The 25,031-nt window shown below is 48.0% G+C and carries 19 protein-coding genes; 13 read left to right on the top strand and 6 right to left on the bottom strand.

All coding sequences use genetic code 11. The features are described from left to right. From acpS to VOA_RS01355, 4 genes are all read left to right on the top strand, one after another. Positions 1-381 carry a holo-ACP synthase gene (gene acpS, locus VOA_RS01345; protein ID WP_000635070.1) on the top strand — a complete coding sequence of 127 codons (381 nt, stop codon included), beginning with the start codon at positions 1-3 and terminating at the stop codon, positions 379-381. A gap of 261 nt (positions 382-642) precedes the next feature. Beyond that, entirely contained in the window at positions 643-1,926 is a 1,284-nt protein-coding gene (locus tag VOA_RS01350) for a hypothetical protein (RefSeq protein WP_000939187.1), read from the top strand. Between the two features lie 9 nt (positions 1,927-1,935). Beyond that, a complete protein-coding gene (locus tag VOA_RS0118740) occupies positions 1,936-2,343 on the top strand; it encodes a hypothetical protein (RefSeq protein WP_000878544.1) in 408 nt (135 codons plus the stop codon). Further along, positions 2,336-3,625, top strand: coding sequence for a diguanylate cyclase domain-containing protein (locus VOA_RS01355; RefSeq protein ID WP_000132126.1), 1,290 nt, complete (start codon positions 2,336-2,338; stop codon positions 3,623-3,625). The genes VOA_RS0118740 and VOA_RS01355 overlap by 8 nt, the downstream gene beginning before the upstream one ends. Here VOA_RS01355 and barA read toward each other — a convergent pair. Next, a complete protein-coding gene (barA, locus tag VOA_RS01360; protein ID WP_000194271.1) occupies positions 3,613-6,396 on the bottom strand; it encodes a two-component sensor histidine kinase BarA in 2,784 nt (927 codons plus the stop codon). The two genes, VOA_RS01355 and barA, sit on opposite strands and share 13 nt — an antisense overlap. Positions 6,397-6,567: 171 nt before the next feature. On the opposite strand from barA, the gene rlmD reads away from it, so the two are divergent. The 5 genes from rlmD (at position 6,568) to eno (ending at position 14,376) form a co-directional block, all read left to right on the top strand. Beyond that, a complete protein-coding gene (rlmD, locus tag VOA_RS01365) occupies positions 6,568-7,890 on the top strand; it encodes a 23S rRNA (uracil(1939)-C(5))-methyltransferase RlmD (protein WP_000090451.1) in 1,323 nt (440 codons plus the stop codon). Positions 7,891-7,953: 63 nt separating this feature from the next. Continuing rightward, a complete protein-coding gene (relA, locus tag VOA_RS01370) occupies positions 7,954-10,170 on the top strand; it encodes a GTP diphosphokinase (protein ID WP_000226852.1) in 2,217 nt (738 codons plus the stop codon). Positions 10,171-10,268: 98 nt separating this feature from the next. Continuing rightward, positions 10,269-11,081: a nucleoside triphosphate pyrophosphohydrolase gene (gene mazG / locus VOA_RS01375; RefSeq protein WP_000019257.1), complete on the top strand. Its 813-nt coding sequence runs from the start codon at positions 10,269-10,271 to the stop codon at positions 11,079-11,081. Positions 11,082-11,358: 277 nt separating this feature from the next. Then, a complete protein-coding gene (locus VOA_RS01380; protein ID WP_000210850.1) occupies positions 11,359-12,996 on the top strand; it encodes a CTP synthase in 1,638 nt (545 codons plus the stop codon). Between the two features lie 78 nt (positions 12,997-13,074). After that, positions 13,075-14,376 carry a phosphopyruvate hydratase gene (gene eno / locus VOA_RS01385; protein WP_000036738.1) on the top strand — a complete coding sequence of 434 codons (1,302 nt, stop codon included), beginning with the start codon at positions 13,075-13,077 and terminating at the stop codon, positions 14,374-14,376. Positions 14,377-14,478: 102 nt separating this feature from the next. On the opposite strand, the gene VOA_RS01390 is transcribed toward eno, so the two are convergent. Next, positions 14,479-15,690, bottom strand: a complete 1,212-nt coding sequence (locus VOA_RS01390) for a multifunctional CCA addition/repair protein (protein ID WP_001167862.1) — start codon at positions 15,688-15,690, stop codon at positions 14,479-14,481. A gap of 92 nt (positions 15,691-15,782) precedes the next feature. Between VOA_RS01390 and VOA_RS01395 the strand changes: the two genes are divergently transcribed. Then, on the top strand, positions 15,783-17,372 hold the full coding sequence (locus VOA_RS01395) for an ExeA family protein (RefSeq protein WP_000281096.1): 1,590 nt from the start codon (positions 15,783-15,785) through the stop codon (positions 17,370-17,372). Next, positions 17,372-18,148, top strand: coding sequence for a general secretion pathway protein GspB (locus tag VOA_RS01400; protein WP_000048988.1), 777 nt, complete (start codon positions 17,372-17,374; stop codon positions 18,146-18,148). The genes VOA_RS01395 and VOA_RS01400 overlap by 1 nt, the downstream gene beginning before the upstream one ends. Positions 18,149-18,221: 73 nt before the next feature. Here VOA_RS01400 and VOA_RS01405 read toward each other — a convergent pair whose 3' ends face one another. The 3 genes from VOA_RS01405 to VOA_RS01415 all read right to left on the bottom strand — a co-directional run bounded on the left by VOA_RS01405 (position 18,222) and on the right by VOA_RS01415 (position 21,082). Then, on the bottom strand, positions 18,222-18,830 hold the full coding sequence (locus VOA_RS01405) for a TIGR04211 family SH3 domain-containing protein (protein ID WP_000733232.1): 609 nt from the start codon (positions 18,828-18,830) through the stop codon (positions 18,222-18,224). A 167-nt stretch (positions 18,831-18,997) separates the two neighbouring features. Continuing rightward, the gene (locus tag VOA_RS01410) at positions 18,998-20,260 is read right to left on the bottom strand and encodes an inorganic phosphate transporter (RefSeq protein WP_000404209.1); all 1,263 of its coding nucleotides are present in this window, start codon (positions 20,258-20,260) and stop codon (positions 18,998-19,000) included. A gap of 141 nt (positions 20,261-20,401) precedes the next feature. Further along, complete coding sequence (locus tag VOA_RS01415; protein ID WP_005514779.1) at positions 20,402-21,082, bottom strand: TIGR00153 family protein; 681 nt, start codon at positions 21,080-21,082, stop codon at positions 20,402-20,404. A gap of 205 nt (positions 21,083-21,287) precedes the next feature. Here VOA_RS01415 and VOA_RS01420 point away from each other — a divergent pair, with 205 nt between their 5' ends. Then, the gene (locus VOA_RS01420) at positions 21,288-22,805 is read left to right on the top strand and encodes a CYTH and CHAD domain-containing protein (RefSeq protein WP_000447096.1); all 1,518 of its coding nucleotides are present in this window, start codon (positions 21,288-21,290) and stop codon (positions 22,803-22,805) included. A gap of 55 nt (positions 22,806-22,860) precedes the next feature. Here the strand turns inward: VOA_RS01420 and VOA_RS01425 are convergent, their stop codons facing one another. Continuing rightward, positions 22,861-23,664, bottom strand: coding sequence for a potassium channel family protein (locus VOA_RS01425; RefSeq protein WP_000845225.1), 804 nt, complete (start codon positions 23,662-23,664; stop codon positions 22,861-22,863). Between the two features lie 80 nt (positions 23,665-23,744). On the opposite strand from VOA_RS01425, the gene VOA_RS01430 reads away from it, so the two are divergent. Continuing rightward, on the top strand, positions 23,745-25,001 hold the full coding sequence (locus tag VOA_RS01430) for a methyl-accepting chemotaxis protein (RefSeq protein WP_032468388.1): 1,257 nt from the start codon (positions 23,745-23,747) through the stop codon (positions 24,999-25,001). Positions 25,002-25,031 lie beyond the last annotated feature (30 nt).

Here is a 25,031-nt window from a genome sequence, read left to right as displayed (position 1 = left end):
ATGATCGTTGGACTCGGGACGGACATTGCTGAAATCGAGCGGGTTGAAAAAGCCTTGGCACGCTCTGGTGAAAACCTTGCGCGCCGTATTCTCAGTGATTCTGAATGGGAGCAGTACCATAGCTTGAAACAGCAAGGACGGTTTCTAGCCAAACGTTTTGCGGCTAAAGAGGCCGCTTCTAAGGCATTAGGAACCGGTATTGCACAAGGAGTGACCTTCCATGATTTTACGATTAGCCATGATGAGTTTGGGAAGCCCTTACTCACTTTGAGTGGTAAAGCGGCTCAGCTTGCCACGCAGCTGCAAGTTGCGAATATCCATCTTTCCATTTCTGATGAACGCCATTATGCCATGGCGACTGTGATCCTTGAGCGCCGCTAATGCGGCGTTCATTCTTTAGTTCATTTCAAATATTTCATTTTCTGACTATATTTTCTCTATATCCGGTTAATTTTCTAAACTGAGTAATGGTATTACTATCATTTTTGCTGGTGTATCACAGTCATAACGAACGAAGCCATAACGAACTAAAAGAAACGAATTGGGCGATGTCTTCATACTGAACATCGAAATGGAGAGGCTTTCACCGAGCGTCTAAATTGGCGGTTGGTGTTACGTGTGGAATATTAGGAATACCCCAAGATGCTTCAACACTCTTATCGAATGCTTTTTCCTAGAGCTGCTTTGATAGTGCTGCTGTGGACAAGTTCACCTGGATTTGCGGTGGATTGGGCTGTCTCCGGCTATGGTTCTGTAGGTTACAGCTACGAGAATGAAGAAGATCTTGGGTTTCTGAGAAATATCTCACAGCCAGATGATTATCGCCGTAATGGCTCCTTTTTACCGGATTCCAATATTGGTGTGCAGTTCGATGTTAAGCTCAGTCCTGAATGGTCAGTCACGACTCAATGGGTGTTAGAAGATCGCGTCGATCAATCATTCAATGACATCACTGAATTAGCTTTTGTCCGTTACCTACCCGATGAACATTGGGACTTACGTTTAGGTCGTCTAGGTTTGAATGCTTATACCGCTGCAGACAGCCGCCGCATTGATTATGCCTACCTCTGGGTTCGACCACCTCAAGAGTTGTATGGAGGGATTTTTTACGATGCCATTGATGGGGTTGATATCACTTATCGAGGACTTATTGATGAACTGAGCTGGTCTCTGGGGGTGCAGTATGGGCGTATTGAGCAGAAGTTGAAAAACACGGATAGACCTGAAATTACGGCAACACAATCTAATAATACTTTAGCTTTGGTGCTAGCTGCTGAGCATGGTCCTTGGAGCGGCCGTCTATCCTATGTCAATGTGGGTTCAATGAAGGTTGGGTTAGATGAAACCTCCATGCAAGCGCTCAATTCAGTTCAGCAATTGGCGAATGCAGGTTTAGGGGCGATTAGTAGTGAAGCCGCCTACCTCTATCAACAAAGTAATATTGAGAATGAAGCTATTCGCTATTGGCAAATGGGTGTTGGATATGCCGATGCAAAGCTCACCATGCAATCAGAACTGTATGCCATTCGAGGCAGCAAAGCGGTTGTTCCTGACGGAATTGGTGGGTATGTATTGGCCGGATATTCCTTAGGTGCACTTACGCCTTATGCCATTTACGGAAAATTTACCCCTAAAAATCAACCCTATCAGGCTCAATCCGACTGGGGATTGTCCCCTATTAATGGCGCTGAATTAGCGGCGTTTCAAAAAATTTTAATTGGAGGAATTAACTCCACCTACATAGATCAAAGCACCTATTCACTAGGAGTTCGGTGGGATGTCACCACGCAAATGGCGCTGAAAGCGCAGTATGATTACGTCAAAATAAACGATTACGGCTATGGGTTATGGGCTGCATCGATGGAGAACCTTTCGCAAGGGCGAGACGTTCAGGTATTCACTCTTAGCTTGAACTTCGTGTTTTAGGGGGACCGTATGAAATATTGGTTTCTCCTAGTTATCTTGTTCTCTCAATGTACTTTTTCTGCTGAGTTGTATGTGGTAGCAAGCTCGCAAAGCCCACTGCTGACGGTGGATAAGCAAGAGTTATCCTCGCTCTATTTAGGGCGCAATCGCGTGATTGGAGATACTTACATTAATCAAGTGTTGGATCGCAGTGGAGAAGTGAGGCAGCGTTTCTTTTTGCAAATCACGAATATGCAAGAGAGTCAGGTGAATGCGTATTGGGCAAAGCTTAAGTTTTCTGGGCGGTTACGTGCTCCAGAATCGATACTGAGTGAGCAGGAGCTGGCGGAAAAACTTGAAGCAAACCCATTTTCTATCGGTTATACCGATCAGGCTCCAGAAGATAGGCTGAAGGTGCTATTGGTGATTTATGACTGACCGCGCCAAAATCTCACCTTTGGTTAACCGCTTATTGAAGATGATTTCACTTTCGGCATTAGGTTATCTGTTGGCGATTCTCGCGATTATCATTCCACGAGGCTTGAATGGTGTTGAAGAACAGAAGCGAGAATTGGAGCAAAAGCTCGCACTCTCGTTGAGCAATTCTGCATCCATTGCCTTGTATGTGAATAACTACGATATCGCCTCGGAAGTGATGGATGCCTTGTTACTGCATAAAGAAATTAACGCAGTAAAACTTGAAGGTGTGGATGGTATTCATTTTGAACGCACCAACATGTCACAGTTATTCAATGAACAGAACTTCTGGAATGATGCCAACCGCTACAGCTTGACTTCCCCTGTTGATGGTAACTTGATTGGCCATCTAATGATTCATGAAGATCATCAGTTCATTCGTCAGCAAGCGATCAATCAAATTTTCGACCAACTGCTAGTGGTGATGATCCAGTTTCTGGTGACATTTTTTGCACTTATCTGGATTGTTCGCCGTTTGGTGGGTAAGCCTTTGACTGAGCTTTCAGCAACCTTGTCTAAGGTGCGACCTAGTAGTGATCACAAAGTAGCAGTTGCGCAAGAAAACCAACATAACGAGATAGGTTTAGTGGCGGAGAGTATTAATCAGTTTATCGATGAGTCACACCAAGCATTGATACGTGAGCGTGAATTGCGTGAGCAGATTGAGCGCTGGGAGAGTTACTACCGCACAATCGCAGAACAAGACACCCTGACGGGGCTCAAAAACCGTTTAGGCTGTGAAAAATACGTGCTGAATAAAAAACGCATGTGTTCAGTCATGGTATTACTGCTGATTGATTTAGATGGCTTTAAACAAATAAACGATACTCTTGGGCATTCGGCGGGGGATGAAGTTCTACGTGAAATTGCCAAACGTTTTTTGACTCTATCACAGGAGCATTTCTCTGACAGCGTCGTGGGGCGTTTGGGGGGAGATGAGTTTGCTATTTATATCGCGATTGAAAACTTTGATGCTATAGCGGTTGAAGAGTTTGCGATGAACTTAATACAGGCCTCAGCCACACCGATCACCGTGGGTAAACAGAGTGCTCAAGTTGGATGTAGTATTGGTATCAGTCATACAGATTGTTCCAATATCGATTTAGAAATATTGCTGTTACAGGCAGATAAAGCCATGTATTGGATTAAACATCGCGGTAAGCATGGTTACCACTTCTATACTACAGGGCAGGAGGTGCACTCTCTGCCCAGCAATAATGAGTTGAGGGATCAATCCAGATAGGTGCTTGAGGCATCTACGACTTTGGCCATCTCGTCTTGCAGTTCAAACAGCTCTGGTTCCAATTCTTGCACTGTCGCGCCGTGGCGAAGTGCATGCTCTAATTCGGCACAGACCTTACGTAGTTTTGGTACGCCACTGTAGGCGCAGCTACCATGCAGTTTATGAATGTGATGCAGTAGATCGCTCGTTGCATACTCTTCATCTTCAAGTGCGGTATTGATGATCATTTGAATCTCAGCCAAATGCACAACTAACATGGTTAACATCTCTTTGGCGAGATCTTCTTTATTGGCCGATTGGCGCAGCGCTGCTGGCCAATCAATGATGGCATCATCATTATGCGGTGAGAGGCTCGGCATGTTCTGAGTGGCTGCTGCACCGTCTGGTGGTGTGATTTTAGCTACCTGTTTGCTGCGGGTGTGAGGACTCCAGCGAACCAATACCTGCTGCAATATATATTCTTCAATCGGTTTGGTGAGGTAATCATCCATTCCCGCTTTCAAAAGGCGATCTCGCTCACCAGCCATGGCATGAGCTGTTACAGCAATCACTGGAGTATCTCGATACCCCTTGAGTTGTTTGATTTCTTTGCAAGCGGTCACGCCATCCATGTGTGGCATCTGAATGTCCATCAAAATAATATCGAATTGACGTACTTGTGCTTGTTCGATGGCTTCTTGGCCACTGGTACAGGCAACGACATACTCAACGCGCTCTTGCAAGAGTGCAGTGATCAGTTTGAGGTTAGCCGTGTTATCGTCCACTGCCATGACGCACAGCGGTAATTTATCCACCTGAGGTTTTGGCTGGGTTGGTTTAGCCAATTGCGGTTGTTGGGCGGCTAGGGTTTGCAGTAATTTCTTACGGGACAACGGTTTACCGATGCATTTTACTGGATAGCGTTGCATCAATTGATCCGCTAAGGCTAACTCTGTGCTCGGTACCCCTACGATCACGTTGTGTGCCATTGCCAATGCGCGTTCAATCCAGAGTTCGACCAAGGTGGGGTTGGTCTCTTTACTTGGCGCGAGATTGAGTAGCACATAGTCGTAAGTGTGTTCCTCTTCTGGTATGGCTGAGCGGTAAGTGACCTCCAATCCACTTTGTACCAGTGTTTGTTGCACAATTGATGCCGCTTGCATATTGGGTTCAATCAACAACAGGCAACGCTGCTTAAGCGATGGAATGTCATAGCCATCATTGATTGGTAGCTCAGTTGTGTGTAAACGTAGAGTAAACCAGAACGTCGAGCCTTGATGTAAGCGGCTGGTTAGGCTGATTTCTCCGCCCATATGGCTGACCAGTTTTTGGGTAATCACTAGCCCTAACCCAGTACCGCCATAACGGCGAGAAATGCTGGCATCGGCTTGGCTAAAAGCTTGGAATAACTGGGCTTGTTGACGCTCTGAAATACCAATTCCCGTATCGCGCACCATAAATTGCAGGTCTATTACATCATCGCGCAGTGAACGCATTTCCACGCTCACATCAATATTGCCGCGTTCGGTAAACTTAATCGAGTTGCCGACTAAGTTAGTCAAAACTTGTTGAATACGTAGCGGATCGCCCACCACGCCGCGCGGAATTTTCGGATCGATCTTGAGGGTGATTTCTAACCCTTTCTCATGGGCGCTGGTGGCTTGTAAGTTAACCACTTCCTCTAGAATATCTTGGAATTCAAACGGAATATTCTCCAACGCCAGTTTTCCGGCCTCAAGTTTAGAAAAGTCTAGAATGTCATTAATGATCGTTAGAAGATTATTTGCTGATTTTTCAATGGTTTGTAAGTAATCTGTTTGGCTGTTGGTGAGCTGGGTTTTCAACATTTGTCGAGTAAAACCAATTACACCATTAAGTGGGGTACGCAGCTCATGGGACATGTTAGCCAAAAACTCAGATTTCACCCGTGCCGCTTCTTGCGCCCGTTTTTTGGCAATGTCGAGTTCCACGTTCTGAATCTCTAACTGCTCCAAGGTTTCCCGCAAATCGGAAGTGGCTTGGTCAATACTGTGCTGCATCTCGACATGGTATTCAGAGAGTGACACCGCCATCGCGTTGATGCCTTTTTTCAGCGCATCCAACTCGCCGTGCATTTTACCTTCAATACGTACATCTAAATGACCACGACGAATGCGATCCACCATGTTTTTCATGTGTGTGATGGGGCGAGTGACATCGTGCATCAAACGAAATGCGAACACACCTGAGAGCAAAATCCCAATCACCAGCACTAAGCCTGCCGAGAAAATTTCCTGATACTGCTGCAAACGCAGGGATGAGAGGTCAAGTTCAATCGCGATATAGCCCATCACGGGGGTGGTTGGATTGGCATCACCATTTTCCAATAGGCTGCGCTCAGATACGATTGGTGTACGCAGAATCAGCGTGTTTTCATCAATCACCGAACTGCTCAAAAAGGGGATAGGTTTATCCTTGGGATACATCAGCTTTTCGAAATTGGGGTGAAAGTTGGAGGTGACAAATAACTCATGGTTGCCATCAAACACCGCAATGCTGCGAACTAATTTAGAATTTTTCCGATGTGCATAGCTAATAATGCGCCGCACCGATTCACGGCTTTGCATGCGTAAGGCATCTTCACTGGCGATGGCCAGAGGTTCGATGATGCTGGCCCCTGAATTGATCACTTGGTTTTCTAAGTCGTGATAGCGGTTAAAAGAGAATAGTGCGCTAAGCAGCAGGCCAATAATCAGGGTTGGAGCCAGAGTGAGTGTCACAACGCGAGCGCGCAAGCCATATCTTTGAGTCATTATTGTCTAAACATTGTGGTGTGGATATGGGAAAATACCTCGCACAAATCGGATTGCGCGGGGAAACGTTGGCGTTAGCTTAATCAACTCCCTCATCTTCGACAATCACCCCCGTGCAGAATAGTGATGCCGGGGCGAAAACAAATCTATTTCAACACTTGAGCACAGAGCATGGCACGTTTCTTTCAACCGAAAAAGCACAGCACGTTAGACAAAAAGCATCAACCCGTCATCATAGAGCGGTTGGATCACCAAGGCAGCGGACTGGCCTTTTTGCAGAAAAAGCCGTTGTTTGTGGATGGCGCTTTGCCAGGGGAAGAAGTGCTAATTCAACTGACTGAAAGTAAAAGTAAATACGCACGTGGGCAATTGATCAAAGTGCTCAAACCAAGCGCTGAGCGAGTTGAGCCTTTTTGTGCCCACTATGCACAATGTGGTGGCTGTGATTTACAGCATCTTGACCGAGCCGGTCAAATTAACCACAAGCAGCAGGCGTTAAGTCAATTAATGGTGAAGTTTGCAGGGCAGAGCCTTGCCCTGTCTGCGCCAGTTTGTTCTGATGATCAAGGCTATCGCCGCCGAGCAAGATTAAGCTTGATGTGGGATAAGAAAACCCAGCAACTGCAGTTTGGCTTTCGTCGTAAGCAGAGCAAAGCGATTGTCAACGTAACACATTGCCCTGTACTAGAGCCGAGTTTGAATGCGCTCTTGCCGGAATTGAATACCTTGTTGAGCCAATGGTGCCAACCTGAGCAGTTGGGGCATGTGGAATTGGTGAAAGGCGATAATGCGCGAGTATTGGCGCTGCGTCATGTCGGTGCGTTGACTGAACAAGATCAGCAGCGTTTAACTGACTTTGCCTCGCAAAACCAACTAACCTTATACCTAGCATTGGAAGCAGGCACGTTGCAACACGTACAAGGTGAACCGCCTTACTGTGAAGAAACCGGTAGCCGTCTAAGCTTCTTGCCGAGCCACTTTATTCAAGTAAACCGCGCGGTGAATCAGAAAATGGTCGAGCAAGCCCTTCATTGGCTAGAAGTGAGCGAGCAAGATCGCGTGCTCGATCTGTTTTGTGGTTTAGGGAATTTCACTCTGCCGTTAGCAAAACAAGCGCAAGAAGTGGTGGGTGTAGAAGGTGTAGAAGAGATGGTGCAACACGCCACTCACAATGCGAAATTGAACCAAATCAACAATGTGACGTTTTATCAGGCCAATTTGGAACAAGATATGACAACCGCCTCATGGGCGCAGCAGAAATTTGCTAAAGTACTGCTCGATCCCGCCCGTGCAGGCGCAGAAGGGATTGTGGAACAACTGGCCGCGTTAGGAGCGGAACGGGTGGTGTATGTGTCGTGTAACCCAGCGACACTGGCTCGTGATAGCCAAAGCTTGCTGAGCCAAGGATTTTGCTTAGAGAAACTGGGCATGCTGGATATGTTCCCGCACACCAGTCACCTTGAATCCATGGCTTTATTTGTGAAAAAACGCTAGCGACTGAACTCTTCATTTCAGCGTCAGTCGAAGGCTAAAAATACAATTATTAGGACGATATCAATGGTTGCGGTACGAAGCGCACACTTAAACCCAGACCAACAGTTTGAGCTAGAAACATGGATAGCCAGCCTTGCCCAAGAGGGTAAAACGGCCGCTAAATTGACCGCAGTGTACCGTGAGTGTGAGCAGTTGCTTGCCGGTAACCCTCAAGGGCCACTGCTGCTGTGGCGTGGGCGGGAAATGATCGAAATTTTGATCACTTTATCTATGGATCGCCCAACGCTGGTGGCAGCTTTGCTATTTCCCATCGCCACCAGTGGCGTGTTGGATAATGAGTCACTCGAAGAGAGTTATGGCAGAGAAGTGCTCAAACTGATCCTCGGCGTGGAAGAGATGGCAGCCATTGGTCAGCTCAACGTCACCATGCATGGCAGTGAAGCCTCAGCACAAGTGGATAACGTGCGCCGCATGCTACTCGCGATGGTGGATGATTTCCGCTGCGTGGTCATCAAGCTCGCGGAGCGGATCTGTAACCTGCGTGAAGTGAAAAATGAACCGGATGAAGTGCGCCGCATCGCCGCGAAAGAGTGTGCCAACATTTACGCGCCACTGGCTAACCGTTTAGGCATTGGTCAGCTCAAATGGGAAATTGAAGACTACGCGTTCCGTTACCAACAGCCTGATACCTACAAACAGATTGCCAAACAGCTTTCTGAGCGCCGTATTGTGCGTGAGCAGTACATCCGTGATTTTGTCAGCGATCTGCGCGCTGAGATGAAACAGTTAGGCATCAACGCCGAAGTCAGCGGTCGCCCGAAACACATCTACAGCATCTGGCGCAAAATGCAGAAAAAGAGCCTCGCCTTTGATGAGCTGTTTGATGTGCGCGCGGTGCGGATTATTGCCGACAAGCTGCAAGACTGTTATGCCGCGCTCGGTATTGTGCATACCAAGTACAAACATTTGCCGAACGAATTTGATGACTACGTGGCAAACCCGAAGCCGAACGGCTATCAGTCAATCCATACCGTGATTTTGGGGCCGGAAGGCAAAACCATCGAAATCCAGATCCGTACCAAGCAGATGCACGAAGAGTCAGAGCTTGGCGTGGCGGCGCACTGGAAATACAAAGAGGGCAGCAGTGCTGGCCGCAGTGGTTACGATGAGAAGATCACTTGGCTGCGGAAACTGCTTGATTGGCAAGAAGAGATGTCCGACTCGGGCGAAATGCTCGACGAGCTGCGTAGCCAAGTGTTTGATGATCGCGTTTACGCCTTTACTCCGAAAGGCGATGTGGTCGACTTGCCGATGGGAGCCACACCGCTCGATTTTGCCTACCACATTCACTCCGAAGTGGGGCATCGCTGTATTGGCGCGAAAGTGGCAGGACGTATCGTGCCTTTCACCCACAAATTGCAGATGGGCGATCAGGTTGAAATCATCACCGCCAAAGAGCCGAATCCATCACGCGACTGGTTGAACCCATCGCTTGGTTTCGTTCATTCAGGGCGCGCGCGCGCCAAGATTAATGCTTGGTTCCGCAAACAGAGCCGTGAAAAAAATCTCGAAGCGGGACGGGAAATTCTCGAAATCGAACTGGCGAAAATCGGTGCCAATCTGAAACATGCCGAGGCATATGCACTTAAGCGCTTCAACGTTAACAGTGTCGATGAGATGTATGTCGGTATCGGCAGTGGCGATCTGCGTATTAACCAAATCGTTAATCACATCAATGCGTTAGTAAATAAACCGACCGCTGAGGAAGAAGATAAGCTCGCGCTGGAAAAACTGCAGGAAAACAAAGCCCTAACGCCGAATCGCCCGCATAAAGATGCGGTGGTGGTGGAAGGGGTCGATAACCTGATGACTCACCTTGCGCGTTGCTGCCAACCGATCCCCGGTGATGAGATCCGCGGCTACATTACCCAAGGCCGTGGCATTTCGGTGCATCGTAGCGATTGTGAACAATTGGAAGAGTTGAGCCATCACGCACCGGAGCGGATCATTGATACCGTGTGGGGCGGCGGTTTTGTGGGTTCTTACTTGCTGACCGTGCGCGTTGAAGCGATGGAGCGCAGTGGCTTACTGAAAGACATCACCACCTTGCTGGCCAATGAAAAAGTCAAAGTGGCGAGCATGAAGAGCCGCTCCGACTACAAACGACAAATCATCATCATGGATTTCGATCTTGAGGTGAACAACGTTGAAGCCTTAGCGCGAGTCTCCAAACGTATCGAGCAGATCAAAGACGTTATGTTGGTGAAACGCTTAGGTTAACCCTAACCAAAACGGCGAGGTGAGAAGTGAAAACTTCCACCTCGTTGCTATTTTAGGCTCTCAAAAAATCCAATGTTAGGCCAGCAGTGAGGATATGTATGTCACACCCAATTGAACAACTCGAACAGATCATGAGCCGCCTGCGTGACCCAGAGCAGGGTTGCCCGTGGGATAAAGAACAAACTTTTGACACCATTGCTCCATACACCATTGAAGAAACCTTTGAGGTGGTGGATGCCATCACCCAGCGCGATTGGCCTAACTTGCGTGAAGAGTTGGGGGATTTGCTATTTCAGGTAATTTTCTACAGCCAAATGGCCAAAGAACAGGGACTGTTTGAGTTTCGTGATGTGGTGGATACAGTCAATGAGAAGCTGACGCGCCGCCATCCTCATGTATTTGGAGATGTAGCCTTTGAAAATAACGAGCAAATTCACGCCAATTGGGAGGCTGAAAAAGCCAAAGAAAAAGCCCAAGCAGGCAAAAACGAGCAGAGTATTCTAGACTCTGTACCACGTTCATTGCCCGCATTATCGCGTGCTCACAAGATCCAGAAAAAGTGCGCCAAATACGGATTTGATTGGGACAGCCTTGGCCCAGTTGTCGACAAAGTGCACGAAGAAGTCTCAGAAGTGATGGAAGAAGCACTGCAAGTGGACGTGAATACGCAAAAAGTAGAAGAAGAGTTAGGCGATTTATTGTTCGCCACCGTCAATTTAGTGCGCCATTTAGGGCATGACCCTGAAATGGCTCTGAGCAAAGCCAACGCCAAATTTGTGCGCCGCTTTCAAGGTGTTGAAGACAAAGCGAGAGCGAAAAATAAGCCACTACAGGACTTTACTTTGGCTGAGTTGGATGGTTTTTGGGATGAAGTAAAACTTGAAGAAAAACAGGCGATAAAGCCGTTTTAATGGCTGAGCATTAAAAAAGAAAGCCAACTCATTGATGAGCTTACTGGTTGATTAAACTGCTAATTTTTCAATTGCTGAAAAAGAGTCCCTTTTGGGACAAAATTGACTCAGATAATGTGCCGCTTATGCGCTTCGCTTCAATTTGGTTTGATTTGAAGCAAAAAATAAAAAATTGAGTGTGATAGATTTCACGTTGTGGCAATGGGGGGCTTCTGGTATAGTTTTGTCCCGTCCAGAAGAAATCCATTTCCCTCATTCAACCATTTTCAGGTTAAACATGACGACAAATTATATTTTTGTTACTGGCGGGGTTGTATCCTCTCTAGGTAAAGGTATTGCAGCGGCATCCCTTGCAGCGATTCTCGAAGCTCGTGGTCTTAAAGTGACCATGATGAAGCTTGACCCTTACATCAACGTTGACCCAGGCACAATGAGCCCGACTCAACACGGTGAAGTGTTCGTTACGGAAGATGGCGCGGAAACTGACCTAGACCTTGGTCACTACGAGCGTTTCATTCGTACCAAAATGACCAAGCGCAACAACTTCACGGCAGGTCGTGTTTACGCTGACGTACTGCGCAAAGAGCGTCGTGGCGACTACCTAGGTGCAACCATTCAAGTTATCCCTCATATCACGAATGCGATCAAAGATCGTGTGATTGCAGGCTCAGAAGGCCACGACATCGCTATCGTTGAAGTGGGCGGTACTGTGGGTGATATTGAATCACTGCCATTCATGGAAGCGATCCGTCAGCTAGCAATCGAAGTGGGCCGTGAAAACGCCATGTTCATGCATCTGACGCTGGTCCCTTACCTAGCGGCAGCGGGCGAAGTAAAAACGAAGCCAACTCAACACTCAGTAAAAGAACTGCTTTCTATCGGTATTCAGCCAGACATTCTGGTTTGCCGTAGCGATCGTATGATCCCAGCGAACGAGCGTAAGAAGATTGCTCTGTTCTGTAACGTGCCTGAAAAAGCCGTTATCTCTATGAAAGACGTGGATTCTATCTACAAGATCCCACAACTGATCCGTTCTCAAGGTTTGGATGATTTGGTGTGTGCACGTTTTGGCATTAACGCGCCAGAAGCGGATCTGTCTGAATGGGAACAGGTGATTTACGAAGAAGCGAACCCAACCGGTGAAGTGACTATCGGTATGGTCGGCAAGTACACCGAGCTGCCAGATGCTTACAAATCCGTCAACGAAGCGCTGAAACATGCAGGTCTGAAGAACCGCCTGAGCGTGACCATCAAATACGTGGATTCACAAGACGTTGAAACCAAAGGCACCGATGTGCTCAATGGTCTAGATGCTATTTTGGTACCGGGTGGTTTTGGCGATCGTGGTATCGAAGGCAAAATCCGTGCAGCTCAGTATGCACGTGAAAACAAAATTCCTTACCTTGGCATCTGCTTGGGTATGCAAGTGGCACTGATCGAATACGCGCGCAACGTAGCGGGTATGGAAGGTGCACACTCAACCGAATTCAATAAAAACACCAAATACCCAGTGGTTGGTTTGATCACTGAATGGGTAGATGGCGAAGGCAATGTCGAAGAGCGTAGCGAGAAATCAGATCTGGGCGGTACCATGCGTCTAGGCTCACAGCTATGCCACCTTGAAAAAGGTACCAAAGCGTACGAAATGTACGGTAGCGCAACGATCCATGAACGTCACCGCCACCGTTACGAAGTCAACAACCTGCTGCGTCCTCAGATTGAAAAAGCAGGTTTGAAGGTTTCTGGTCTGTCAGCAGATAAGAAGCTGGTTGAAGTGATTGAGAACCCTGCTCACCCATGGTTTGTAGCAGCGCAGTTCCACCCAGAGTTCACCTCAACCCCACGCGATGGTCACCCTCTGTTTGCTGGTTTTGTGAAAGCAGCAGGTCAGTACCAACGCGGTGAATTGAAGTAAAAGGATACGGGTAGCCACTCTAGCAGTGTGGCTACCCTTTTAGTTTTGACATTTAAATTCAATTGAGAGGAAACATTAATGTCTAAGATCGTTAAAGTTCTAGGTCGTGAAATCATCGACTCACGTGGTAACCCAACGGTAGAAGCAGAAGTTCATCTAGAAGGTGGTTTCGTTGGTATGGCAGCAGCTCCATCTGGTGCTTCTACTGGTTCTCGTGAAGCGCTTGAACTGCGTGACGGTGACAAGTCTCGTTTCCTAGGTAAAGGCGTTCTGAAAGCGCTGGCTGCGGTTAATGGTCCAATCGCAGACGCTCTGGTTGGCAAAGATGCAAAAGATCAAGCAACTATTGACCAAATCATGATCGACCTAGACGGTACTGAGAACAAGTCAAACTTCGGTGCAAACGCGATTCTAGCGGTTTCTCTAGCAAACGCGAAAGCAGCAGCGGCAGCAAAAGGCATGCCTCTGTTTGAGCACATCGCTGAGCTGAACGGCACTCCTGGCGTATTCTCAATGCCTCTACCAATGATGAACATCATCAACGGTGGTGAGCACGCTGACAACAACGTAGACATCCAAGAGTTCATGATCCAACCAGTTGGCGCAAAAACTCTGAAAGAAGCAGTACGTATGGGCGCAGAAGTGTTCCATAACCTAGCTAAAGTACTGAAGTCTAAAGGCTACAACACTGCAGTGGGTGACGAAGGTGGTTTCGCTCCTAACCTGAAATCTAACGCAGAAGCGCTAGAAGTTATCGCTGAAGCGGTTGCGGCTGCAGGTTACAAACTGGGTACTGACATCACATTAGCGATGGACTGTGCGGCTTCTGAGTTCTACGACGCAGAGAAGAAAGAATACAACCTGAAAGGCGAAGGTCGTATCTTCACTTCTAACGGTTTCTCTGATTTCCTAGAAGAGCTGACTGAGAAGTTCCCAATCGTTTCTATCGAAGACGGTCTGGACGAGTCTGACTGGGAAGGTTTCGCATACCAAACTGAGAAACTGGGTAAGAAAATCCAAATCGTTGGTGACGATCTGTTCGTAACTAACACTAAGATCCTGAAGCGTGGGATCGACAACGGTATCGCTAACTCTATCCTGATCAAGTTCAACCAAATCGGTTCTCTGACTGAAACTCTGGCTGCGATCAAGATGGCAAAAGATGCTGGCTACACTGCAGTTATCTCTCACCGTTCCGGCGAAACTGAAGACGCAACTATCGCTGACCTAGCGGTAGGTACTGCTGCAGGTCAAATCAAGACTGGTTCCATGAGCCGTTCTGACCGTGTTGCTAAGTACAACCAACTGATCCGTATTGAAGAAGCTCTGGGTTCACGTGCTCCTTTCAACGGTCTGAAAGAAGTGAAAGGCCAAGCTTAATTTTAAGCGAGCGCCTCCGCGACTGTTGACGATAACAGTCTCGCGATAAAAAAACGCCCTGCATTGCAGGGCGTTTTGCTTTCTACGGTTGCGGGCAACGAACTACAGAGCCTCGATTGCCGATACGCGCCGTTTATCCAACTCTTCTTTGATATGCTTGCCTTGAAAGCCATCCGCTATCACGGCTTGAACTTCTACGCTAAGGGCGGCTTGGTAGGCGCGCAGGAAAATCTCACGTTGTGGATAGGGCTCGGCCTCTAACCCTAAACGGCCACGATGATCCGCTTCACAACACAGTAGCACTTGCTCAAGACGCTCCGGTTTGCGCCACACATCCAAAAGCCCCAGCACTTTAAGCTTGGTGGCTGGCTTTAACTCATCGGCACGATGAACATTGGAGTGCTGCGCGCACACTGCGAGCGCTAAATCACGAAATTCGTTCGGTACGCGAATGCGCTCGCACAGTGATTCAATTATTTTTAGCCCAGTATGGCAGTGTAATTTATGGCTTGGCCATTCAGCGGATGGCGTCACACCTTTCCCTAAATCATGCACTTGCGCCGCAAAACGTACGGGAAGGGACTCGGAAAGTCTTGCTGCTTGTTTAGCAACCATTAACGTATGAATACCAGTGTCGATCTCAGGGTGCCATTTTTCCGGTTGTGGCACGCCGAACAAGCGATCGACTTCAGGCAGCACCACCGCCAGCGCGCCGCAATTACGTAACACCTGCAAAAACACTTCGGGATGATGGGTCGAGAGCGATTTATGCCACTCTTGCCACACACGCTCGGCGGTTAAGTGCTGTAATTCGCCTGATTGAGCAATGTCAGTCATTAACTGCATGGTTTCTTCGGCAACGGTGAAACCTAGGTGATGCAGCTTGGCCGCAAAGCGCGCCACGCGCAACACGCGTAAGGGATCTTCCACGAAGGCTAGCGAAACATGGCGTAGCACTTTCGCGGCGAGATCGCGCTGACCTCCATAGGGATCAATCAGTTGCCCAGAGTTATCTTGCGCCATCGCATTGATGGTCAGATCGCGGCGCAGCAGATCTTCTTCCAAAGTCACGTCTGGAGCATAGTGGCAAGCAAAGCCTGTGTAACCTACGCCCGTTTTGCGCTCGGTACGGGCAAGGGCATGCTCTTCTTTGCTTTTCGGATGTAAAAACACTGGGAAGTCTTTTCCCACGGCTTGAAAGCCAGCACTTAACATAGCTTGTGGACTGCTGCCGACCACCACCCAATCACGGTCATAAACTGGAAGTTGCAGCAATTGATCGCGCACTGCGCCGCCAACGAGGTAAATTTGCATCGTAGAGTCTCAAAAAATTGCGCGAATGGCATTGGCTAATCTTAGTCAGCAATGATACGTTGCACCCACTGTGATGAATAGGGTCAACAAGCATGTATCTGAACTTCTTTGGGTTTGACGAATTACCGTTTTCTATCGTCCCCAATGCGCGCTACCTCTACCTGAGTCAGCGTCATCAGGAAGCCATAGTACACCTGCAAGCCGGATTGGGCGATGGTGGTGGTTTTGCCATGCTCACCGGAGAAGTCGGGACAGGAAAAACCACTGTCGCGCGAGCGATCCTGGCGAGTTTGCCGGGCAAAACGCGCGCGGGGATGATCCTCAATCCCACTTTCTCGGATCTAGAGCTGTTGGAAGCCATTTGTGATGAGTTCGAACTGAACTATCCGGAAAAAGCGACCTTGAAGAAGCTGACTCAAATACTGCATGAGTTTTTGTTGGCCGAACATGCGCAAGGCATCCAAGTGCTGTTGATGATTGATGAAGCGCAGCACTTAGCACCGGATGTGTTAGAGCAACTGCGCCTACTGACCAATTTGGAAACCGAGAGCCATAAATTGCTTAAGGTGCTGCTGATTGGTCAGCCGGAGTTACAAGAAAAGTTGCGAATGCCGCAGTTGCGTCAACTCGCGCAGCGCATTACCGGGCGCTACCATTTACTGCCGCTGAGTGAAGCGCAAAGCGCTGACTACATCCGCTTTCGGCTTGAACAAGCCAGTGGTAACCCTGAGCTATTTAATCGCAAAGCCTGTCAGTGGATTGCCCAGCAAACTCACGGTATTCCGCGCTTAATCAATCTGGTGTGTGATGCGGCCTTAAAACAGGCTTATCAAGCGGGTGAGCAGGAACTGAGTTTGGACAGAATCAAACGTGCCTGCCAAGAGGTGATGAGCTTTCAATCTTCCGTCTACCATGTCACACCTACTAAATCACAAACACCGAAGTTATCTTATCTCTCTAGCGCATTAGGCGGTGTTGCTCTTGCCGTGTTGCTAGCATGGCAATTACCGCCACAGCTTGAGCGAGCTGTACAAGCCTATTTCCCAGCGCCAGAGATTGTGCCACCAACCGAACAAACGGTATTTCCGCAAGCTCTGCGCAGTGCGTTACTGAACTCGACCAGTAGCGAAGATGCCGTTGACACACTGTATGCGGTTTGGGGCTATCAAGCCTCGGTGATGGAGCGATTTTGCCAAACTCAAGCGGATGCGGTGCTCTGGTGTGAATCGCAAACTGGGGATTGGGCTACCCTACAAGCTTATGATTTGCCCGCCGTACTCACTTTAGTGATGGATGAAGTTCCAACTTACGCGGTGTTGTATCGCTTAACGGGCGATCAAGCGGAGCTGTTGGTGGGAAATGAGCGTTACCGTATTGCGCGCCAATGGCTAGAGCCGTTATGGCGTGGCCAGTATTCGTTGCTTTGGCAGGGTGGTTTTTCTCGAACGTTAAAACAAGGAATGCGTGGTGCAGATGTGGCATTGCTAGAGAGCAAACTCGCACAAGTTTTGGGTGAGCCTGAGCGCCCCCGTGAGCTGTTTGATAAAGATTTAGCGCGTAAGGTTGAACTGTTCCAACGTTGGCAAAATATGCATGTTGATGGTATCGCAGGAAGACAAACCTTACGCCGCCTTGAGTTGTTGACTCAGCAGCAAGCGCCGAGTTTGAAGGAGGAAGGTTAATGTCAAAAGTGATGAATGCCTTGAAGCAGTCTCAGCAAAAGTATCTGCAAGCTCAGCCAATCAGTGATCGCACTTATAACGAGCAAGAACCCACTGCGATGAATTCGTCCCGTTGGTGGCACTTAGCACTGTGGTTATTGCCGGGGTTGGTGACGGCTGGAGTTATGACCTACCAACGTTATGAACAAGCGCAGCAAGAAGCAGCAACGCGGCAAACAGAGCCAACCATTGTGCAGATTGATGCTCCGTTGGAACGGCTAACGTATCCTGAGTGGCATGAGTTGCAACCCACTTTTATTGAGTCTGTGGCAGATGAGCCCTATGAGGATGAGGATTCTGTCGTTCTCGCGGAAAATATCATTGTGCCGCCTGCGACACTGAGGGGGGCTTCGCAGCCGAGTGAATCGAAGCAGGCTTTGGGGGATCTCGATTTAACTCAGCTTTCGCCAGAGTTAGCATTGCGAGTGCAGGCGATTATGCGCGATCAGCCGACTTTGCCTTTACCAACCCCTTCAATTCCACCAGCCTCTTCTGCGGTGGAGTTAACGAAATACAGCGATCGTTATGCCGGACGATTGCCAGCTCTGAACTTTCAAATGCACGCTTTTTCCAGTAATGAACAAAAACGCTGGGTAAAAGTGAATGGGGTAGAGTATCGCGAAGGGGATATGCTAACCCCAGAGGTGAAGCTCGAAAGTATCAAGCCACAAAGCAGTGTGATTATCTTTGGCGGTGAAGAAATTGAGATACCGGCACTGCATGATTGGAAAGGGTAAAGGTATTGCTTTCAACGAGAAGAAAAATAAAACGGCCACATGAGTGACCGTTTTGTTATGTGATAAAAGTGGCCTATGCCCAACCCGCAGGGTGGCGCTTACGGCGAGGAATAATATGCGGTAATACCAAACCAAGCAGTAAACCAATACCAGCAACACCGCCACCGTAGGTGAAGTATTTCAGCAGCAGATCTTCTTTTTGTGTATCGAGTTTCGCACGCAGCTCGCGAATTTCGCTTTGAGAATCGGTCAGCTGCTTGCTGATGTCTGCATAGTTACGCTCTAGATCGGCAATTTGCTGATTACGAAGTTCAAGTGATTCTGCCAAACCTGCTTGCTCGCTATCGGCGTTTTGGCGTGCATTGGCTAATAGCTTTTTCACTTCAGCCAACTCTTTTTCTAAGGCCGGTAAGCGCAGAGTGTTGCTCACTTCACGGGTGATAAAACGGCTCTCTACCCAACCGGTACGGCCACGTTCATCAGTAATTTGGCTGTAACCACTCTCTTTATTCACCTCAAGCAGTTTGACCTTTTCTCCAGCATCAATGCTGCCAAGAATACGGTATTGATTGCTTGGGCCGGAATGCATGTAAGTGAAGAGTTTGTCCGCGATGTAGCGGTCTTGCGCGAACGTTGGTGCGGCCAACATGGAAAAGAGCACCATGCAGATCAGTTTTTTCACAGTAAATCCCTTAATTTAAAGATAGATTTGGCGATAAGTCTCATAAAGTTTGTGGCAAATAGTATGCAGTTTTGGCAGGCGCTGCAACAAAGAAGGGAGGCAAAGCCTCCCTTTCTGTGCGTTTGAGTCAATAATGACAGTTCGCTAACATTGAGCTTACGTGCAGCTTAGCCGGCAAACATCGCTTGAATGGCGTAGAAGAAAACCACGGCTAAGAGCGCGCCTGCTGGTAGAGTGACAACCCAAGAGGCAACGATGTTGCGTACCACACCCAAGTTCAGGGCAGCAATACCACGCGCAAAACCGACACCCAGTACCGCACCAACCAGAGTTTGAGTGGTTGAGATAGGTAGACCCGTGCCTGAAGCTAGAACCACAGTTGAAGCCGTTGCTAGCTGGGCTGCAAAACCACGGCTTGGTGTTAGCTCAGTAATACCAGTACCGATGGTTGCCATTACTTTGTGACCTAATGTCGCGAGACCAACAACAATACCGAAACCACCCAGAGGTAGAATCCACCATGCGATAGAGCTTTTCGCTGCCACTTCACCCATGTGTTCAACGGTTGAAACCACTGCAGACAAAGGACCAATCGCGTTCGCTACGTCGTTTGAACCGTGAGCAAAGGCCATTGCACAAGCTGTAATCACCATCAGCGTGCTGAAAATGCTCTCGACACCACTGAAACCGTGGTCTTCATCGCGATTAGCAAATTTCTTCTGAATATACAGGTAGCCGCCGACCATCACGATGGCAGATACCACTGCCGACCACATCCAAGCTTCAGGTGTAGTCAGGTGCAGACCTACGTGTTTAAGGCCTTTTTTGATGGTAACCAGTGCAATCACCATAGTGGTGATGAACATGTATACCGGCACGAAACGTTTCGCGTTGATCAGTGGTTTTTCCGTATCGAAGATGAGGCTTTGTGCACTGACGAAGATGAGGTAAGCAAAGAAGCCTGAAATCACAGGGGTGACAATCCAGCTGCCGACAATACCTTGTACTGAGCTCCAGTCGACCGCTTCTGTACCAACCGATACACAAGCAAAGCCAATGATGGCACCGATGATAGAGTGAGTGGTAGATACCGGCCAGCCCATATAAGACGCTACCAGCAACCAAGTGCCAGCCGCCAGCAGTGCTGACATCATGCCATAAATCAGCACATCGGGTTTATCTGCGAAAAGAGAGGTTTCGATAACCCCATTACGGATCGTTTCTGTAACTTCACCACCGGCTAAGTAAGCGCCTGCGAATTCAAAAATCATCGCAATAATAATGGCTTGTTTAACGGTGAGTGCTTTTGATCCTACTGAAGTGCCCATTGCATTGGCAACATCATTCGCACCAATACCAATCGCCATCAAGAAACCGAAGACAGCTGCCACAATAATCAAGACGGTGCCGTAGTTCGCAAGGATTTCCATCGTAATACCTAGTTGTTGATAACAAGCGGAGCAACCCAAACCTGTTTTTGACGCAGATGACGACCTTCAGCGTAGAAAATACTCATCGCCTAGCAGGTCGTCATAGTGTGGTTGCTCTTCGTTATTTGGTTAACTTTAAATTTAAGAACGAGAAAGCATAAGCTCTAAGCGAGCACCAACGCGCTGCGCTTGGTCGGCAATACCGCCCACCCATTCCAGAATTTTGTACAAGAACATGACATCAATTGGATTCATTTTTGATTCGATGGCCATCAATTGTTGGCGCAGGCGAATCTGCATGGAATCGGTGTCATCTTCAATCACATCCAGTTGATGGATCATTTCAGCCACGAGAGTTACCTCACGACCTTTGAATCCAGTTTCCAATAACTCGTCGAGCTCGTTGATCACATTCTGCGCTTGGTTAGCCGCGTCTAAACAACGTTTAACGTAAGCGATGAAGTTTTCTTGGAGAGGCTCAGGGATAACAAGCTGTCGACCATATACACGGCCCGCAATGTCTTTGGCGAGGTTTGCAAGTTTGTCCTGTTGAGTAAGAAGCTCAAGCATGTCACTACGATCAACAGGCATGAACAAACCGCGAGGGAGTTTAAGACGAATTTCACGCTTTAACACGTCAGCTTCTTTCTCTAGGTGAGAAATCTGTGCACGAATTTCACCTGCTTTTTCCCAATCCCCTTTGTTACAGACTTCAAAGAAGTTGATCAGATGAGAGCAGCATTCATTCACACACACAACGTGGCGTTGCAAAGGCTTAATAGGGGACTTTGCAAATAACCCCATGATTGTATTTACTGGCATGGTCATTCAACCTAATAACTATAACCTTGAAATAACATACACCATATTATGATGAAATGTTGAGCGTTGGCTATAAAGGCGCGCATGTTAACCCAAACACTGTCGCAATAAAACTGTTTTAGATCATCATTAGGCTGATATTTCTCTCTTGCTCCGGTGTCTATAAGGCAATATCCTGTCGGCATCTGCATCGAAAGGGATAATTATGGAAACCGAGATAGAACTGAAGTTTTTTGTTTCTCCAGAATTTTCAACGATTTTACGCGCGAAGATTTTGGAGACTAAAGTACTTCAGCACAGCTGTCGGGAGCTAGGAAACACTTACTTTGATACCCCCGATAACTGGTTGCGTCAGCATGATATTGGACTGCGCATCCGTCGCTTTGATGAGGTGTATGTCCAAACGGTGAAAACCGCAGGTCGTGTGGTCGCAGGTCTACATCAGCGTCCGGAATTCAATGCTGAACATCACAGCAATGACCCCGATCTCTCTTTGCATCCTGCCGATATCTGGCCGCAAGGCAAAGAAGTGGCTCAATTACAAGCGGAACTGATGCCGCTTTTCTCGACCAACTTCACGCGTGAACAATGGCTGATTGGCATGGCCGATGGTAGCCAAGTCGAAGTCGCCTTTGACCAAGGTGTTGTGGTAGCAGGTGAGCGTCAAGAACCGATTTGCGAAGTGGAGCTAGAACTTAAGTCTGGCCAAACCGATGCGCTGTTTACGTTGGCACGCCAGTTGTGTGAACACGGTGGTATGCGTTTAGGTAACCTGAGTAAAGCCGCGCGTGGCTATCGCTTAGCGGCTAATTATTCGGGTGATGAAATACAACCGATGGCGTTGGTGAGTGTCGATAAGAATGACACCGCAGAGTCCTGCTTTATTCGTGCTTTAGAACATGCGTTAGCGCACTGGCATTATCATGAGCAAATCTACACGGAACGTGAGGGTGTAGCGGCATTGCATGAGATTCGTCATGCTGTGAGCTACCTGCGCCAACTGCTTTCTGTCTACGGAGGCATTATTCCGCGCCGCGCCAGCGCCATTTTACGCCAAGAGCTTAAATGGTTAGAGCAAGAGTTACAGTGGCTGAAAGAGTTCGAATATCTAGAGAGTTTGCAAGAAGATAAAGGTTATGCGCTGCGTAAACTGGATGCGCGTAAGTTTTTAGTTGCTGCACTCAAAACCTTGCAAGAAGGCTTGCCACAGCGTGAAGATACATTGCGTTTGCTCAATAGCGCTCGCTACACCGGTTTGTTGCTGGACTTAAGTCGTTGGGTGCTGACTCGTGGTTGGCAGCCATTCTTGGATGACAAAGCGCGCGAAAAAATGGCGCTGTCACTCGAAGTCTTCTCCGTGAAACAACTCGACCGTACTTGGGCTGAGTTAATGGATGCTTTTCCTCCTGGTAAAGCGTTAGGTGTACAAGAGTACCTCGATCAGCAGTACCGCTTGATGCGTAATCTGTACACAGGCGTTAGTTTTGCCGGCTTGTATGATGCAGAAGATCGACAAGCTTTCCGCATGCCTTGGGCGGATTTACTACACGGTATTGATGATTTATTGCGTCTTAAACCGTTAGAACGGTTGGTAGAGCTGCTGCAAGGTGAGGAACAAGATCAACTCAAGCGTTGGTTGATCCGCCAAGAGAATTCCATTTTGCATGCCATGGAGCAAAGCCGCACTATGGGTGTAGAAGCGCATCCGTATTGGCGTGAGTAGTGCTGATTAAAAATTGATTGAGAGGGGAAGCGTTGAGCTTCCCTTTCTTTTGGGGCTATTTAAGTCTGTCTTTGGTTTCTACTGCTTTCTCAGTATCCGATGAGCGGTGTTGCAGTTGCTGTTCTAAGTGTTCCATGCGATCTAACAATTTCTGCTGATTTTCTAATAGCTGTTGCAGCGTTGATTCTTTCTCGTTCGCTTGGGAATGATGTCGATGGTGTTCCGGCAAGGTAATAAACGAGGTGATCAGTCCTGAAATCATACCGAACATTCCGACTCCGCACAGAATAATGGCGGAGGCCACTAATTTACCTGCATTGGTGACCGGATAATGGTCGCCATACCCTACGGTTGAAATGGTTACTAATGACCACCAAAGAGCATCGCCTCCGGTGCGAATATTGGCTTGTGGATCATGGCTTTCAAACATCAGCATCATGCTAGAGCCTAACGTCAGCAGCACCACCAACAACAATAAAATGGTGGCTAAGGTGGTTTCTCGGCGGTTGGCTGTTAAGGCTCGCAAAATAGTTTTACCGGAGCGTATTACAAGAATCACGCGCAAAATGTGGAAAATCCGAGCAAAACGTAGCGGTTCAATCACGGGGATACTGGCAAGAATATCAATCCAATGTGCTTGGAGATACTGCAGGCGATCTTTGGCGCGGATCAAATCTACGGTCAGTTGCAGCAAGAAAATGCTACAGATGACAAAATCAATGCCGATAAGCACTTGTCGGGTTTCATGATCGATTGGCACAAACAATAAGCCTGAGATCACAAATAGCGCCATGAATGAGAGAATTAGCGACAACAAGCTCATTGGCTTTGTTTCATTTTTGATATCATCGGTTTTCATACGAGGCTCGAAATAATAGGTGGCGGATCATCGGTAATTCGCACTTAGTCGCAATATAAAAAGAGAATGGAGAACTGACAATGGCAACGATGTCCTTTAAGCCATGGGAGAGGGTAATCACGGATGTTCGTCTCGTCCCGAAAATGGTGATGCTGATGGTATTCAGTACGGTGTTGATCGTTGGCAAGCAACTGTGGGATGCACACACCTTCTACCAATCTTTATTAGCTGCCACCAATAGCGTGGAAGTCGCTCAGCAGCATTACGATAACTATTTGGTACAAGTTTTTTGGCAAACGCTATTACTGATTGTGGTGTTTGTGGTGTTGTTGCTGTTTGCTGCGCGAGTCATGTTACGCCAAACTCAATATTTGAGTGAAGCAATCAAAAGAATGGCGCAGCGTAACCTTTCCGAGCCGATCACCATGGATTGCAAAGATGAGTATGGGGATGTGGCGCGTGAGCTAGAGAAAACCCGCCGCCAGCTGCAAGATCTGATTAAGCTGCAAATTGATGCTTCGCAAGAGCTGACCTCACTCACGGAAGTGATGACCTTAAGCATGTCGGAAACCAAAGATTCGGCGCAAGAAGAGTTCAACGAGATTGATCAACTGGCGACTGCGATGAGCGAGATGTCGTCAACGGTGCAAACCGTGGCAGAACATGCGCAGAGTGCTTCGGCTTTGACGGAAAATACTTCTCAGCAAGCCCAAACCGGCCAGCAGTTTGTTAAAAGCACAATTAGCAAAATGAGTGAACTTTCGAAAGACATCAGCTCTTCAGCACAAGCCGTGAATCAAGTCGAAGAGCGAGTGGTGGCGATCAGCAGTGTGGTTGGGACGATTCGTAGTATTTCTGAACAAACCAACTTGCTTGCTCTCAATGCCGCGATTGAAGCGGCGCGTGCCGGTGAAGCGGGACGTGGCTTTGCGGTGGTTGCCGATGAAGTACGAAACTTGGCACAGCGTACACAAAATGCAACGGTGGAAATCCAAGAGATGATCTCGCAACTGCAAAACAGTGCCAATAGCGCTGTGGAACTCATGGAAAAGAGCGTGGTGCAAGCGGCCGATGGGGTTGAGCTTATCACCAACGCGGGGAGTGAGTTAGACGGTATCGTAAGTCAAGTTCAGCAGCTCAATGACATGAACTTCCAAATTGCCGCTGCAGCAGGTCAGCAAAGTAGCGTAGCGGAAGAGATGAATGAAAACCTCAACAATGTGCGTGAGTTGGTGGAAGGTTCCGTGACGGTCATGACTGAGCTGCTCGAAACTTCAGAAATTATGCAAAGTAACGCCGAAGAGCTGGATAGAAAAATCACCGCATTTCGCGTGTAAGTCAGCGATATTGGTTGGGTTGTGTAACCC

Origin of the sequence: Vibrio sp. RC586, from assembly GCF_000176715.1 — a bacterium.
In the GTDB taxonomy this organism is placed as follows: Bacteria; Pseudomonadota; Gammaproteobacteria; order Enterobacterales; family Vibrionaceae; genus Vibrio.
The sequence above is the reverse complement of the archived record's forward strand: the minus strand, read 5'-3'. Positions and strand labels throughout refer to the sequence as shown.